The following is a 12,960-nucleotide window of genomic DNA, read 5'->3' on the forward strand; positions in this document are numbered from 1 at the left end:
CCTTCACCGGCAGCGCCGGACCCGGTCCGGCGCTGCCTTCCGCATGCCCTTTTCCGAGAGGAAGCCATGAGTACGAACCAGCTCGCAGGGGCGGCAGCCCCCGGCGCACCCGGCCCCGCCCCCGGCGGCGACGGCCCGGACCCGCGCCGGCTGCGCACCGTTCTGATCACCGTGTGCATCGCCTTGATGGCCGTCATCGCCTCGGTCTCCGGGCTGAACGTCGCCCAGCCCGACCTCGCCGTCGAGTTCGGCGCCTCGCAGAGCACCGTCCTGTGGATGATCAACCTCTACACCCTCACCCTGGCCGCGCTCCTGCTGCCGCTCGGGGCGCTCGGGGACCGGCTGGGCCGCAAGCCCACGCTGATAGCGGGCCTGGCCGTCTTCGGCGTCGCGAGCGCCCTCGCGGGTCTCGCCCCGTCGGTGGAGGTCATGCTCGCCGCCCGCCTGCTCAGCGGTGCGGGCGCCGCGATGATCATGCCCATCACCCTCGCCGTGATCACTTCCACCTTCCCCGCGGACCAGCGCGGCCGGGCCATCGGGGTGTGGACCGGAGTCGCCGGAGGCGGCGGCATCCTCGGCATGTTCCTCTCCGCGGCGCTCGTCGACGTGGCGAACTGGCGCTACCTCTTCGTCCTGCCCGTCGTCCTGGTCCTCGTGGCCCTCGCCATGTCGCTGCGCGCGATCCCCGATTCCCGCGAGGTCCCGGGGCACCCCTTCGACACCGTCGGGGCACTGACCTCCGTCGTCGCCGCGGTCGGCCTGATCTTCGCCCTCCAGGAAGGGCCGGAGCGCGGCTGGTCCGATCCCGCCACCCTGACGGGCCTCGTGGTCGGACTGCTCGCCGCCGTCGCCTTCGTCGGCTGGGAACTGCGGCTCCGCGACGCCGCACTGCTCGACGTACGGCTGTTCCGCGAGCGCGGACTGGCCGGCGGCTCGCTCACCCTCCTCACCATCTTCGGCGTGCAGGCGGGCATCTTCGTGGTGCTCTTCCCGTTCTTCCAGGCCGTCCTCGGCTGGTCGGGCATCCGGTCCACGCTCGCCCTGATGCCCATGGCCGTGGCCATGATGCTCGCCTCCGGTCTTGCTCCCCGGCTGGCCGTGCGCACCGGTGCCCGCGCGACCATGGCGACCGGCATCCTGCTGGCCGGAGCCGGCCTCGCCCTCATGGCGGGCATCGTCTCCGTCGACGGCGGCTACCCGTCCGTCCTCCCGGGCATGCTCGCCATGGGCATCGGCATGGGCCTGGCGATGACACCCTCCACCGAGGTCATCACCGGCTCCCTGCCGCGGGAGCGCCAGGGCGTCGCCTCCGCTCTCAACGACGTCACCCGCGAGTTCGGCACCGCGCTCGGCGTGGCCCTGCTCGGAGCACTGCTGTCGGCCGGCTACCGCAATGCCGTGGACGGGCGGCTCCACGGATTCCCCCAGGGCGCGGCGGACGCCGCCCGGGAGGGCGTCGCCAACGCCGTCGGGGCCGCGGGCGGGGCGGGCCCCCGGGCGCAGGAACTCGTCGACGCCGCCCGGCAGTCCTTCGTCGAAGGCTGGCAGCAGGCCATGTGGGCGGGGGTGGCCGTCATGGGCGTCCTGTTCCTCTACGTGCTCGCCCGCGGCCCGAAGAACCCGGCCGTGGCGCCCGCCGGAGAACCCGCCGGAGAACCGGCCGGAGAGCCCGCCGGGGAGCCGGCCGCGGACCCCGAGGCTCTCGCCGCGAGGTGACGGGAAGACATATCCCGTCATGTCATCATCGTTCTCATGACTGAAGTCGAGATCCTCCCCCTGCGTCTGACCCACCTCGATGCCGTTCTCGATCTCGGCTACCGGTCCTTCGACGTGAAGGCGATGCCCTACACCTCCTGGTCCCTGTCGTCGGTGGCCGCGCACTGGGACGCCCAGCCGGACGCCTGCTGGATCGCCCGGGACGAGGAGGGGCTGCTCGGATTCGTCCTCGGATCGCTGTCGTACGACGAGCGGGAGGACTGGGGTTACCTGGAGTGGATCGCGCTGGAGGAACGCGCCCGGGGCCGGGGCGTCGCGAGCTCCCTGGTCGAGCACTGCTGCACGGCGCTCTTCGCGGCGGGGGCGTCCCGGATCATCACCGATGTGGAGAGCGGCAACGCGGCCTCCGCCGCGATGATGCGGCGCAACGGGTTCACGGAGAAGGTCACCGTCACCCTCTTCGTCCGCCCGAACCCGGGGGAACACACGGGCGCGGCCTCGCACCCGCCCCAGGATCCGGCCCGCTCCCGGCTGCGCCGCGCCGCCCGGGCGAGCGGCGGCCCGGCCACCCAGGCATAGCCGCCTGGCGGCCGGCTCCGCCCGGCGCGTGCGCGCGCCCCGACGTGCGCCTGCGCGCCTCCGCGCGCCCCCGCAGCGGGGATGACCCCGGACCGGAGCCGCCCCGAACATGAACTGCCGCCACCATCAGGGGCAACTCGGCCACCACGGGGGAACCATGGGACGACGCTGGCTGATCACGGGATGCTCCTCGGGGCTCGGACACGCACTGGCCACGGCGGCGGCCCGGGCCGGGGACGAACTGGCCGTCACGGCCCGCAAGACCGCGGACCTGGAGGACCTGGCCGCCGCCTGGCCCGGCCGCATCGTCCCGGTCCCGCTCGAACTGCGGGACGGGGCTTCCTGCGAGGAGGCCGTCCGCACCGCGGTGGAACGCCTGGGCGGGATCGACGTCCTCGTGAACAACGCCGCCGTGGGGCTGTTCGGCGCGGTCGAGGAGGTCTCGGACGCCGAACTGCGCGACCAGCTGGAGACGCTGGTCGTCGGCCCCTGGCGGCTCGCGCGGCTGGTCTTGCCGCTGATGCGGGCCCAAGGACACGGCCACATCCTCAACGTCTCGTCCGTGGTCGGCCGCCTGGCCTTCCCCGGCCTGGCCGCCTACACCGCCGGGAAGCACGCCCTCGAAGGCATGAGCCGGACGCTCGCCATGGAGGCGGCGCCCCACAACATCCGGGTCACCGTCATCGAACCGGGCATGTTCGCGACGCGCTACGGCACCTCGATGGCCGAGGCCGCCCACCGGGTCCCCGCCTACGACGCCACCAACCGCGAGATGCTCGAAGGGGCCCGGGGCCTCGCGGACAGCCCCGAGACCGGACGCCCCGAGTACTTCGCCGAGCAGGTCCTGGGCATCGTGGCCGCCGAGGGCCCCACTCCGCTGCGGATCCCCGTGGGTGACGACGCCTACGGCTACATCGACGCCTCGGAGGAGGCGGACCGCGCCGATCACGCCGCGGCCCGCCTCCTCGTACAGGGCCCGCCCCCGGCCTGACGGCCGGGCGGCCGGGTCAGCGGGCGGCCGGGAAGACCTTCAGCCAGGTTCCGCCCGGTCGCGCGGTGGCGTCGGCGTACCCGCACCCGTCGGCCTGCGCGGACGCAGCCGCGTAGGTCACCTCGATCCGCACCTTGGGGAAGTCGGCCACGAAGGCCGCCACCGCGGTCCGGCCGGCCTGGCTGGGCCCGCGTTCCCCGAGGAGCCGGACGGTGCCCTGGTCGATGCCGCGGATCCACTGGCGGAAGGACTGCGGGCGCATCTGCTGTCCCGGCGCCATGGTGTCGCGGATGTGGTCCGCGACCTGGTCGAGGACGGCGGCGACCTCGTCGAGGGGCGCCGCGGTGCTGCTGGGCGCCGGGTACAGGAACGGGGCGCGGAGCTGCTGGTCGACGGCCGTCACGGCGCCCTGGAAGCGGTAGCCGTCCGGGCCGGCGACCTTGGCGTCGAAGGTCGCGGTGACCGCGGCCAGGGGGCTGCCGGGGTAGCTCTTGACCCACTGGCCGCCGTCGCCCTGCTCGGAGTCGCCGATGCCGTAGGCCCCGTACAGGCCGTCGCCCGCCTGGAGGAGTTGCGCCGTGCCGCCGCCGAACAGGGCGTTGCGGTAGCGGACCGTGAGGGCGAGGGCCGGGAAGTCACGGCGGAAGTCCTTGATCACCGACCGGCAGGAGTGGCACGGACCCATGTCGGAGTACAGGTCGACGGTGCCCTTGCGGACGGCGGCGATCCCGGTCCTGTACTCCGCCGTGCTCCGGCAGCCGAGATGGTGGTAGATCGCGTCGGCGAGGAGGTTGACGACCTGCCGCTCCGCGTCCTTGCGGTGCTGGATGCCGCGCAGGGCTCCGGTCCAGTCCGAGGGTTCGGGCAGGTCCTGGTAGTAGTTGTCCCCGCGCAGGTCCTGGTGCGAGACCCCCTCGATCTCCCCTTCGAGATCGGCGTACCCGACGAAGGCGATCGAGTACCGCAGTCGCGCCTTGTTCCTGAATGCCGCCGTGGTCATGGGCCCCCCACTCGCTCCCGGCGTACGTCGCGACCCGCCCGGCCGGCCGGATCCTCCTCGCCGCACCCCGCCCGTCCACGATGACGCGGAGCGATGACCGATGACTGAACGAATACTCAACGCCCCCGTCCGGGTGGGCTGATGCGCGTCAGAATCGGCCGAAATTCGACCATCTCGTGGGAAACCGAAGCGAGAGCGGGTTCGTTCGAACAGATGCCAGATCCCTCAAGGAGCCCCGGCAGAGCAGGAATTCGGGGCTCCAACCAAGGAGTCATGCCGTGCGCATTCTTTTCACCGGCCCCGCTTCGGTGGGCCATCTGTTCCCGATGGTGCCGACCGCCCAGGCCCTCCAGGCCGCCGGGCACCAGGTGTTGTTCGCGGTCTCGGCCCCGTACGACCAGATGCGGCAGGCCGGTCTGCCCACCGTCGAGATCGGCGACGGCTCGACGCTGCTGGACGCCTTCAAGCGCGCCCAGAACGGCTCGGAGCTGAAGTTCGTCACGGACGGCAACAGCCCTGACGACACCGAGCGGCTCGCCGCGGCCGGTTTCGCCGAGCACGGGCGGGTCACCATCGACGACCTCCTCGCCGTCGCCGCCGCCTGGCGGCCGGACGTCATCGTCCACGCCGCCTTCCAGTCCGCCGCACCGCTGGTCTCCGCGGCCCTGGGCATCCCGGCCGTGGTCCACAACTTCGGTGTGATGTCCGGCCTCGGCATGGTCGGCCGGCTCGCCGGCCTGCTGGCGGACGAGTACGCGGCCCGCGGGGTCGAAGGCCCCGCCACCCACACCGTCCTCGACGTCATACCCACCTCCCTGGGCGGGGACGGCACCGGCTGGCGCGTCCGCTACGTGCCGCACAACGGTGGCGGCTCCGTTCCGCGCGATCTCGTGGCCCGCGGCTCCCGGCCCCGGATCGCCATCACCCTCGGGACCGTGGTGACCGAGTTCGCGGGCGTCGACCCGGTCACCCGGGTCGTCTCCGAGGCCGCGTCCGTCGACGCCGATTTCCTGCTCGCGGTCGGCGACACCGATCTGAGCCCGCTCGGCACGCTGCCCGACAACGTCCGGGTGCTGCCCTGGGTGCCGCTGGCACAGCTCCTGGACACCTCGGACGCGATCGTGCACCACGGCGGCTCCGGCACCATGCTCACGGCCGCCGCTCTGGGCGTCCCCCAGCTGATCCTGCCCCAGGGCGCGGACCACTTCATCAACGTCGACGCCGCCACCGGCCTGGGCTTCGCCCTGCGCTCGACCGGCGCCGAGGTGGACGCCGCCCTGCTCGGCAGCCTGCTCACCGACGAGGCCCTCCGCAAGGGGGCGGCCGCCACGCAGGCCGACATGGCCGCGCTCCCCTCCCCCAACGACCTCGTCGCCTCCTTCGAGGCCATCCGGTAGGAGGGGGGACCCGCCCCGGCGGGCGGCCGGGTCATTCGCCGGTCAGGAGGCGCAGTTTCGGTGTGGCCGCGGCCATCGCGAGGCCGGCGAACAGTGCCAGGCCGCCCAGGGCGAGGTAGAGGGCGGCGCCGGTCAGGTGGGTGGCGACCTGGCTGCCGATGGCGTCGCCGGCCGCGGCGGCCAGGAAGAAGAGGCCCACGAGCTGGGACCCGGTGCCGGCCGGGGCCAGCTTGTGGCTGATCGACAGCCCGGTCGGGGCGAGGAACAGTTCGCCCAGGCTCAGCAGGACGTAGAGCCCGACCAGCCAGAGCAGCGAGATGTGGGTGTTTCCGGTGGCGCGGCCCGCGGCGAGGGCGAGCAGGAGGAAGGACAGTCCGCCGAGGACGAGTCCGGCGGAGAACTTCGCCGGGGAGGAGAGGCGCACCTTGCGCCATACGAAGGCCAGGACCCCGGCGAAGGCGATGGTCATGACGGGGTTCAGGGCCGCCTGCCAGGTGACGGGGATGCCCTCCATGTCCACGTGGTCCGCGGCGAAGAGCTGCACGTTGGACGCGGCCAGGTCGAAGATGCAGAAGAAGGCGACGGCCGCCGCGAACAGCCGTGCGTAGGCGCGGATGCCCGCCCGTCCCCGCTCGTCGAGGTCGGGGCGGCGCAGCAGGGTGACGAGGTAGCCGACCGGTACGACGACGGCCAGGACGGCGAACGCGGTGAGTGCGTGGGGCAGGGTCAGCGTGCCGGTGGCCCGGGCCGCGGCGCCCGCCGCGAGGACTCCGGCCACGCACCACACGGCCCGGACGGCCACCGTGCGGGCCTCGGTGCGGGTGAGCGGGCGGCCGGGTGCGTCGGCGGCCTTGCGGAGGCTGCCCGAGGACTGGAAGACGCAGAGGCTGACGGCCATGGCCACGGCCGCCGTCCCGAAGGCGACGTGCCAGCCGAAGTGCAGTCCGAGCCAGCCCACGAGGAGGGTCGAGGCCAGGCCGCCGACGTTCACCGCGGCGTAGAACTTGCTGTAGGCCGCGTCCCGTTCCTGGTCGGTGCCCCGCGCGTACAGCTTTCCGACCAGGGCGGTCATAGTGGGCTTCTGCAGGCCGGTGCCGACCGCGATGAGGACGAGGCCGGCGTAGACGCCCGCGGCTCCTGCCTCGAAGGCGAGCGCGATGTGTCCGGCCAGGATGGCCACCCCGCCGGCCAGCGCGGTCCTACGGGCGCCGAGCAGCCGGTCGGCGATCCAGCCGCCGGGCAGGGCGGTGAAGTAGCAGGCCGACAGGTAGGCGCCGACGAGGGCGACCGCCGTGGTCTTCGACATGCCGAGGCCGTGGGCGGTGTCGATCAGGAAGAGCGCCAGGACCGCGCGCATTCCGTAGAAGGACCGCTAAGGAGAACCGCTCCGCTGCCTCGCTCAGGCACAGCGGCAGCAGACCCGTGCGGGTGCGGTTCTCTGCGATCACCTCCGTCCTCTGGGCCGTGGACGTCGACATCGTGGGGTTCCAGCCTTTCGGGGGTGTGCGCTCCGGCTGTCGCGGCTCCTTCCAGTGAACATTTCGCAGGGCCGCCCGCACACCGGCCGAAAGGACGGAGCGGGTCCGCAGGAGGCACGGGGCCAAAGTCCCGGGGCCGTCTCCCCCGGGGCCGCCGCCGGGCTTCAGCCGGTGACGGCGGGCTTGAAAACCTCCTGGCACCACTGGCGGAAGGTCGTGGGCGCGGGCGTGCCCGGGGCTTCCCGGTCCGCGTCGTAGATGCCGTCGTTCTGGGCTGCGGCCATGTCGGCCAGACCCTGCGCCCAGGCCCCGCTCATGCCGTAGCCGGCCATCGTCGTGCGGTACGTGCCGAGGTCGGCGTGGACCGCCCCGACGGGCCGCTCCAGGACCTCGGACATGGTCCGCGCCATGTCCTCGGGGGTCAGGGCGTCGCCGCTCATCACCGGGACCTCCTCCTGGCCGGTCCAGGAGTCGTCGAGCAGCAGGCGGGTGGCGGCTTCGGCGATGTCGCGGGTGGCGACGGTCGCGAGGGGGCGGTCCAGGGTGTTCGGGGTGAAGAAGGTGCCCGCAGCGATCGCGGCGGCCTGGCCGAGGAGGTTCTCCATGAAGAAGGGCATGGCCAGGGCCCGGTAGTCGACGCCGGCGCTCTCGATCAGCCGGTCCATGGCGAAGGCGGGCGACAGCAGTCCGGCGGGCTTGCCGTAGGCGCGGCCGAGGCTGGTGATGCCGACGACCCGCTTGACGCCACGGGTCTTGAGGGCCTCGCAGGCGGGGCGGGTGAAGTCGAGGTAGTGGGCGAGGGCGTCCTCGGTCCGGGGGTCCGGCGGGACCAGCCACAGGACGCTGTCGGCTCCCTCGAACGCCTCGGCGAGCACCTCGGGGTCGCCGTGCGAACCCCGGACGACCTCGACGCGTTCACGGACGGCTGGATCCAGCCGGGAGGGATCGCGGGCGATCACGCGGAGCGGGCGGTCGGTCCGGGCGAGCGCGCTGAGGACCTGGTGGCCGATCCGGCCCGTGGGTGCGGTGATGACGATCATGAGGGCCTCCTGCGGGGTGCATTGTTTCCACTGATAACCAAAACACGTTAGCGAGCGCCACGCAAATCGCTAACGTGATCCTGTTATCGTTGGAAACATGGAGAGCACCGACCGCTCCGCCCCCGCGGAGAGCAACCGTGAACGGATCATCGCCGCCACTGCCGCACTTCTCGCGGAGGGCGGCCGGGAGGCCGTGTCGACGCGTGCGGTGAGCACCGCCGCGGGGGTCCAGGCCCCGACCATCTACCGGCTGTTCGGCGACAAGCAGGGTCTCCTCGACGCCGTGGCGGCCCACGGTTTCGCGGTCCACCTCGGGCAGAAGGCCGTACTGGAACCCAGCGGCGACCCGGTCGAGGACCTGCGGACCGGCTGGGAGCTCAACCTGTCCTTCGGGCTCGCCCACCCGGCCCTCTACGCCCTCATGTACGGGGAACCCCGCCCCGGGGCGCTGCCTCCGGCGGCCCTGGCCGCGCTGGAGATCCTCGGCGCCCACATCCACCGGATCGCCGAGGCCGGCAGGCTCAGCGTCGACGAGGAGCGGGCCACCCGGCTGGTGTACGCCGTGGGCGGCGGCGCCACGCTCGCGCTCATCGCCACCCCCGAGGAGCACCGGGACCTGTCCGTCTCCCGGCTGGCCAGGGAAGCGGTCATCGCCGCGATCACGACCGACGCCCCCGCCCCGGCGGCCCCCGGTCCCGCCGGGGCGGCGATCGCCCTGCAGGCCCTGCTCCCCCGGGCCACCGGGCTGACGCCGGGCGAGCAGCTCCTGCTGGGCGAGCTGCTCACCCGCATCGCGGGTCCGGCCCCGGCCTGACCCGCGAGCGGGCCGGGCCGGGGGCGGATCGGAGAGACCTGGTGTCAGGGCTTCATCTCGTACGCCCCCGCCAGGGCCTCCACCCGCGTCCACACGCGCGCCGAGCGGTCGGCGTCCACGGCCGGGCGGCGGACCGCGCCCAGGGCCCAGGCCTGCTGGTCCGCGGTGGCGGAGTCCTTGCCGTGCAGTTCGACGGCGTGCGCGGAGAAGTCCCGTACGAGGACGGCGAACAGCTCGTCGAGCACGTCCTCGTCCAGGCCGGTCAGGCGGGCCTGCTCCAGGACGAGCTGGCCGTGCACGACCAGGGCGAAGAGCTGGCCGACCGCCAGGAGGAGGTCGAGGTCGCGGCTCTGCCGCTCGTCGGGGGCGGCGGTCTCCACGAACGTGCAGAGCGCGTCGGCCTGGGCGCGGAACCGGGCCACGTTGGGCAGGGCCGCGTACGCCTCGTAGGCCGGGCGCCAGTCGTGGAACCGTACGGATCCCAGACCGCGGGCCGGGCCCTGGCGGAAGAGGAAGGCGTCGTCGGCCGCGTCGAGGCGAGTCGGGACGGGGGCGTACTCGGCCGGTTCCAGCAGGTGGTTGCGCATGAACTTGAGGATGAGCGCCAGGTTGACGTGGACCGTGCCCTCCAGCTTGGGCAGGCCGCGGATCTCGACGGCCGCCTGGGCGAAGTAGGTGTCCTTCTCGAAGCCCTTGGCCGCGATGACGTCCCACATCAGGTCGATGACCTTCTCGCCCTCCGTGGTCACCTTCATCTTGGTCATCGGGTTGAAGAGGAGGTAGCGGCGGTCGTCGGGGCCCGCGGAGCGGAAGTAGTCGACGGCGCGGTCGCTGAACAGCTTCATCCCGACGAGGCGGACGTACGCGTCGGTCAGCTCGCGGCGCACGTGCGGGAAGGCGGTGACGGGGCGGCCGTAGAGGATGCGGCCCTGCGCGTGGGTGACGGCCTCGTACATCGCGTGCTCGCAGATGCCGATCGAGGCGGTGCAGAGGTTGAACTTGCCGACGTTGACGGTGTTGAGGGCGGCGTCGAAGGCGGCGCGGCCGGTGTGCAGGACGTCCTCGGCGCCGACCGGGTAGTCCGTGAGGCGGAACTCGCTGACGTACTTCGAGGAGTCGACCACGTTCTTCACCACCTCGTACGCGGGGTGGCGGCTGTCCGCGGCGAAGAAGACGTACCCGTCCGGGCCCTCGATGTCGGTGCGGCGGCCGAAGACGGAGACGAGTCCGGCGGCGTTGCCGTTGCCGATGTAGTACTTCGAGCCGGTGGCCCGGAAGCCCCCCGCGCCGTCGGCATCGGGCTCCAGCAGCATGTCCGTGTTGTAGATGTCCGCGCCGTGGGTCTTCTCGGACAGGCCGAAGGCGAACACCTCGCCCGCGTCGAGGAGCCCGGCGGCGCGGTCGCGGGCGGCGGCGTTGTCGCTCTGCCAGACCGGGCCGAGGCCGAGGATGGTGACCTGCCAGGCGTACCAGTAGTCGAGGCCGTAGAAGCCGAGGATCTCGTTGAGGGCGGCGATGCGCGCGGTGTCCCAGCGCTTGTCGGGCCCGTCCTGGCCGGCGGCCGGCTCCGGGGTCAGGAAGGTCGCGAAGAGCCCCTCCTTCGCGGAGAAGGCGAGGAAGTCCCCCAGCCAGGCGCGGGTGCGGTAGTCCTCGATCAGCCGGCGCTTGCCGCGCTCCTCGAACCAGTCGACGGTCGCGCGCAGCAGACGGCGGGTCTCGGGGTCGAAGTGCGCGGGGTCGTAGGTGCGCGGGTTGAACAGCAGCTGGTCGCTCATGGGCGTTCGCCTTCCGGTCGGAGGATGAGGGGTGACGAGGGAGTGGGAGGGAGGGCTCGGCGGCGCCGGGTCAGGGGGACGCCAGGCGGTGGAGGGTGGCCAGTACGTCCTCCAGCCAGGCGAGCTGCATGCGCTCGTAGGCGATGCCGCCGCGGAGCACGACGTGCTGGAGTTCGCGCCCGGCGTCGGAGGGATCCGGAGCCGGCGCCTGCGGTCCGGTGAAGTCGCGGAGCTCTCCCGCCAGGTAGTGCGTGAGCCGGTCGGCGTGGGTCCGGTGGTGCCGCTCGACCTCGCGGATCAGGGCGGCCGGATCGTCGAAGGCCGCGCCGCGGATCTTCACGGCGAGCTCGTGGCGGACGGTGTCGGGCTGGATCGGCTCGTGGAGCCAGGCCGCGAGCGCGGCGCGGCCGGCCTCGGTGACGGAGTACTCCTTCTTGTCCGGCCGGGTCCGCTGCGGCACTTCGCGGACGTCGAGCCGTCCGTCGCCCTCCATCCGGCTGAGCACGCGGTAGATCTGCTGGTGGGTCGCGGTCCAGAAGTAGCCGATGGACCGGTCGAACCGGCGGGCCAGTTCGTATCCGGAACCGGGCTGCTCCAGCAGGGAGACGAGGATCGCGTGCTCAAGTGCCATGCCCCGATCCTTGTATGCAACTCGTTGCATAGACAAGCGCCGCCGCGAGGGTGAGACGCGGCTCACCCGCGCGCTCGGTTAGGGTCGGCGGGACAGCGCACCGCAGCGCACCGCATCGGACCGCAGCGCACCGCGGCGCGGACCGACCCACCATCATGAGGAGCAACCGTGAGCCAGCCGGCGTCCACCGCCCTGCAGCAGGAGATCGCCCGGGAACTCCTGGTGGCCGAAAGCTTCGAGGCCCAGCGGGAGATCGAGCGCCGGGTGGCGTTCCTCGCCGAGCGGCTCACCTCCACCGGCCTGCGCTCCCTGGTGCTCGGGATCAGCGGCGGGGTGGACTCCACCACGGCCGGCCGGCTCTGCCAGCTCGCCGTGGAGCGGGCGCGGGCGGCCGGGCACGAGGCGACGTTCTACGCCATGCGCCTGCCCTACGGGGTCCAGGCCGACGAGCGGGACGCGCAGCTCGCCCTCGGTTTCATCAACGCCGACCGGGTGCTGACCGTGGACGTGAAGCCCGCGAGCGATGCGGCGCTGGCCGCCTCCCTGGCGGGCGGGACCGTCTTCCGGGACGCCCGCCACCAGGACTTCGTCCAGGGCAACATCAAGGCCCGCCAGCGCATGATCGCCCAGTACGCGGTGGCCGGCGCGCACGACGGCCTGGTCGTCGGCACCGACCACGCCGCCGAGGCGGTCTCCGGGTTCTTCACGAAGTTCGGCGACGGCGCGGCCGACGTGGTGCCGCTGACCGGGCTGACCAAGCGCCGGGTACGGGCCTGCGCCGACGCCCTGGGCGCACCGGCCGAGCTGGTCTGGAAGACGCCGACGGCTGACCTGGAGACCCTCGACCCGGGCAAGGCCGACGAGGACGCGCTGGGTGTGACGTACGACGAGATCGACGACTTCCTGGAGGGCAAGCCGGTCGGGGAGCGCGCCTTCGACACGATCGTCCGCCGCTACCGCCTGACCGAGCACAAGCGGCAGCTGCCGATCGCGCCGTAGAGGGCGCCCGGCGTCGGTGGCGGTGGCGGCATGGCGGTGGCGGCATGGCGGTCACGGTTGCGTGGCGGCCGTGTAGGTCGGGTGGCGGCCGTGGAGGTGGGGTGGCGAAGGGCGTGAAGTCCGCCTCCTCCGGGTAGTGGACGGTCACGGCGAGCAACCACTCGCCCGGCTCGCCCAGGCGCTGCCGTACACACCCGAGGAGTCCCCGTGGCCGTCCTCAGCACGATCCTCGCCGTCCTCGGCGCCTGGTGCGCCGCCAGCGTGGTCACCGCCGCCCTGTACACGGCCCTGCGCCGGCTCCACGTCCGCCAACAGCGGGCGGCGGCCGCCGTACCGGACGTCCCGCGGGCGGCACCGGTCGCGGAACCCGGCGCGCGGACGGTCCGGACGGGGCGGCCCGTCCGGCTCCACCGGTCCCAGCGCCTCCACCGCCTCCACCTCCGGTCCCACCGGGTCCACCGGACGGCTCACCCGTCCGGCCGTTCCGGCTGGGGCCGCCGGGTCCCACCGCCGGATCTCCAGGCGGGCTGAACCTCACGA

Annotated in this window: 12 protein-coding genes; 7 read left to right on the forward strand and 5 right to left on the reverse strand. The window is 73.0% G+C overall.

Going from position 1 to position 12,960, the window contains the following annotated elements:
* The first annotated feature begins 66 nt into the window (after positions 1–66).
* The 3 genes from ACFWNV_RS18785 (at position 67) to ACFWNV_RS18795 (ending at position 3,286) form a co-directional block, all read left to right on the forward strand.
* Positions 67–1,716 carry an MFS transporter gene (locus ACFWNV_RS18785; protein WP_383947892.1) on the forward strand — a complete coding sequence of 550 codons (1,650 nt, stop codon included), beginning with the start codon at positions 67–69 and terminating at the stop codon, positions 1,714–1,716.
* A gap of 36 nt (positions 1,717–1,752) precedes the next feature.
* Positions 1,753–2,295 carry a GNAT family N-acetyltransferase gene (locus tag ACFWNV_RS18790; protein WP_383947895.1) on the forward strand — a complete coding sequence of 181 codons (543 nt, stop codon included), beginning with the start codon at positions 1,753–1,755 and terminating at the stop codon, positions 2,293–2,295.
* Between the two features lie 157 nt (positions 2,296–2,452).
* Positions 2,453–3,286, forward strand: a complete 834-nt coding sequence (locus ACFWNV_RS18795; protein ID WP_383947897.1) for an SDR family oxidoreductase — start codon at positions 2,453–2,455, stop codon at positions 3,284–3,286.
* Positions 3,287–3,302: 16 nt separating this feature from the next.
* Here ACFWNV_RS18795 and ACFWNV_RS18800 read toward each other — a convergent pair whose 3' ends face one another.
* Entirely contained in the window at positions 3,303–4,286 is a 984-nt protein-coding gene (locus ACFWNV_RS18800) for a deaminase domain-containing protein (RefSeq protein ID WP_383947900.1), read from the reverse strand.
* Between the two features lie 278 nt (positions 4,287–4,564).
* On the opposite strand from ACFWNV_RS18800, the gene ACFWNV_RS18805 reads away from it, so the two are divergent.
* Positions 4,565–5,683, forward strand: coding sequence for a glycosyltransferase (locus ACFWNV_RS18805; RefSeq protein ID WP_383947903.1), 1,119 nt, complete (start codon positions 4,565–4,567; stop codon positions 5,681–5,683).
* 31 nt (positions 5,684–5,714) lie between these two features.
* Here ACFWNV_RS18805 and ACFWNV_RS18810 read toward each other — a convergent pair whose 3' ends face one another.
* Positions 5,715–7,040 carry a peptide MFS transporter gene (locus tag ACFWNV_RS18810; RefSeq protein WP_383947905.1) on the reverse strand — a complete coding sequence of 442 codons (1,326 nt, stop codon included), beginning with the start codon at positions 7,038–7,040 and terminating at the stop codon, positions 5,715–5,717.
* A gap of 285 nt (positions 7,041–7,325) precedes the next feature.
* Complete coding sequence (locus tag ACFWNV_RS18815) at positions 7,326–8,201, reverse strand: NAD(P)H-binding protein (RefSeq protein WP_383947907.1); 876 nt, start codon at positions 8,199–8,201, stop codon at positions 7,326–7,328.
* A gap of 97 nt (positions 8,202–8,298) precedes the next feature.
* Between ACFWNV_RS18815 and ACFWNV_RS18820 the strand changes: the two genes are divergently transcribed.
* Positions 8,299–9,015 carry a TetR/AcrR family transcriptional regulator gene (locus ACFWNV_RS18820; RefSeq protein ID WP_383947910.1) on the forward strand — a complete coding sequence of 239 codons (717 nt, stop codon included), beginning with the start codon at positions 8,299–8,301 and terminating at the stop codon, positions 9,013–9,015.
* 44 nt (positions 9,016–9,059) lie between these two features.
* Here ACFWNV_RS18820 and ACFWNV_RS18825 read toward each other — a convergent pair whose 3' ends face one another.
* Together ACFWNV_RS18825 and ACFWNV_RS18830 are read right to left on the reverse strand one after the other, a co-directional pair.
* Complete coding sequence (locus ACFWNV_RS18825; RefSeq protein WP_383947913.1) at positions 9,060–10,790, reverse strand: acyl-CoA dehydrogenase family protein; 1,731 nt, start codon at positions 10,788–10,790, stop codon at positions 9,060–9,062.
* A gap of 70 nt (positions 10,791–10,860) precedes the next feature.
* Positions 10,861–11,421 (reverse strand): PadR family transcriptional regulator, encoded by a 561-nt coding sequence (locus tag ACFWNV_RS18830; protein WP_383947916.1) that lies wholly within the window; start codon positions 11,419–11,421, stop codon positions 10,861–10,863.
* Positions 11,422–11,589: 168 nt separating this feature from the next.
* Here ACFWNV_RS18830 and nadE point away from each other — a divergent pair, with 168 nt between their 5' ends.
* Positions 11,590–12,420, forward strand: a complete 831-nt coding sequence (gene nadE, locus ACFWNV_RS18835) for an ammonia-dependent NAD(+) synthetase (protein WP_383947918.1) — start codon at positions 11,590–11,592, stop codon at positions 12,418–12,420.
* A 207-nt stretch (positions 12,421–12,627) separates the two neighbouring features.
* Positions 12,628–12,951: a hypothetical protein gene (locus tag ACFWNV_RS18840; RefSeq protein WP_383947921.1), complete on the forward strand. Its 324-nt coding sequence runs from the start codon at positions 12,628–12,630 to the stop codon at positions 12,949–12,951.
* Positions 12,952–12,960: the final 9 nt, after the last annotated feature.

It is taken from the genome of Streptomyces sp. NPDC058401 (assembly GCF_042722885.1).
Classification (GTDB): Bacteria; Actinomycetota; Actinomycetes; order Streptomycetales; family Streptomycetaceae; genus Streptomyces.

Bases quoted from the DNA above. Each gene is read 5' to 3' on its own strand.
- ACFWNV_RS18815 (WP_383947907.1), bottom strand. From the start codon at position 8,201: ATGATCGTCATCACCGCACCCACGGGCCGGATCGGCCACCAGGTCCTC.
- ACFWNV_RS18790 (WP_383947895.1), top strand. From the start codon at position 1,753: ATGACTGAAGTCGAGATCCTCCCCCTGCGTCTGACCCACCTCGATGCC.
- ACFWNV_RS18800 (WP_383947900.1), bottom strand. From the start codon at position 4,286: ATGACCACGGCGGCATTCAGGAACAAGGCGCGACTGCGGTACTCGATC.
- ACFWNV_RS18830 (WP_383947916.1), bottom strand. From the start codon at position 11,421: ATGGCACTTGAGCACGCGATCCTCGTCTCCCTGCTGGAGCAGCCCGGT.
- ACFWNV_RS18825 (WP_383947913.1), bottom strand. From the start codon at position 10,790: ATGAGCGACCAGCTGCTGTTCAACCCGCGCACCTACGACCCCGCGCAC.
- ACFWNV_RS18785 (WP_383947892.1), top strand. From the start codon at position 67: ATGAGTACGAACCAGCTCGCAGGGGCGGCAGCCCCCGGCGCACCCGGC.
- ACFWNV_RS18795 (WP_383947897.1), top strand. From the start codon at position 2,453: ATGGGACGACGCTGGCTGATCACGGGATGCTCCTCGGGGCTCGGACAC.
- ACFWNV_RS18810 (WP_383947905.1), bottom strand. From the start codon at position 7,040: ATGCGCGCGGTCCTGGCGCTCTTCCTGATCGACACCGCCCACGGCCTC.
- ACFWNV_RS18820 (WP_383947910.1), top strand. From the start codon at position 8,299: ATGGAGAGCACCGACCGCTCCGCCCCCGCGGAGAGCAACCGTGAACGG.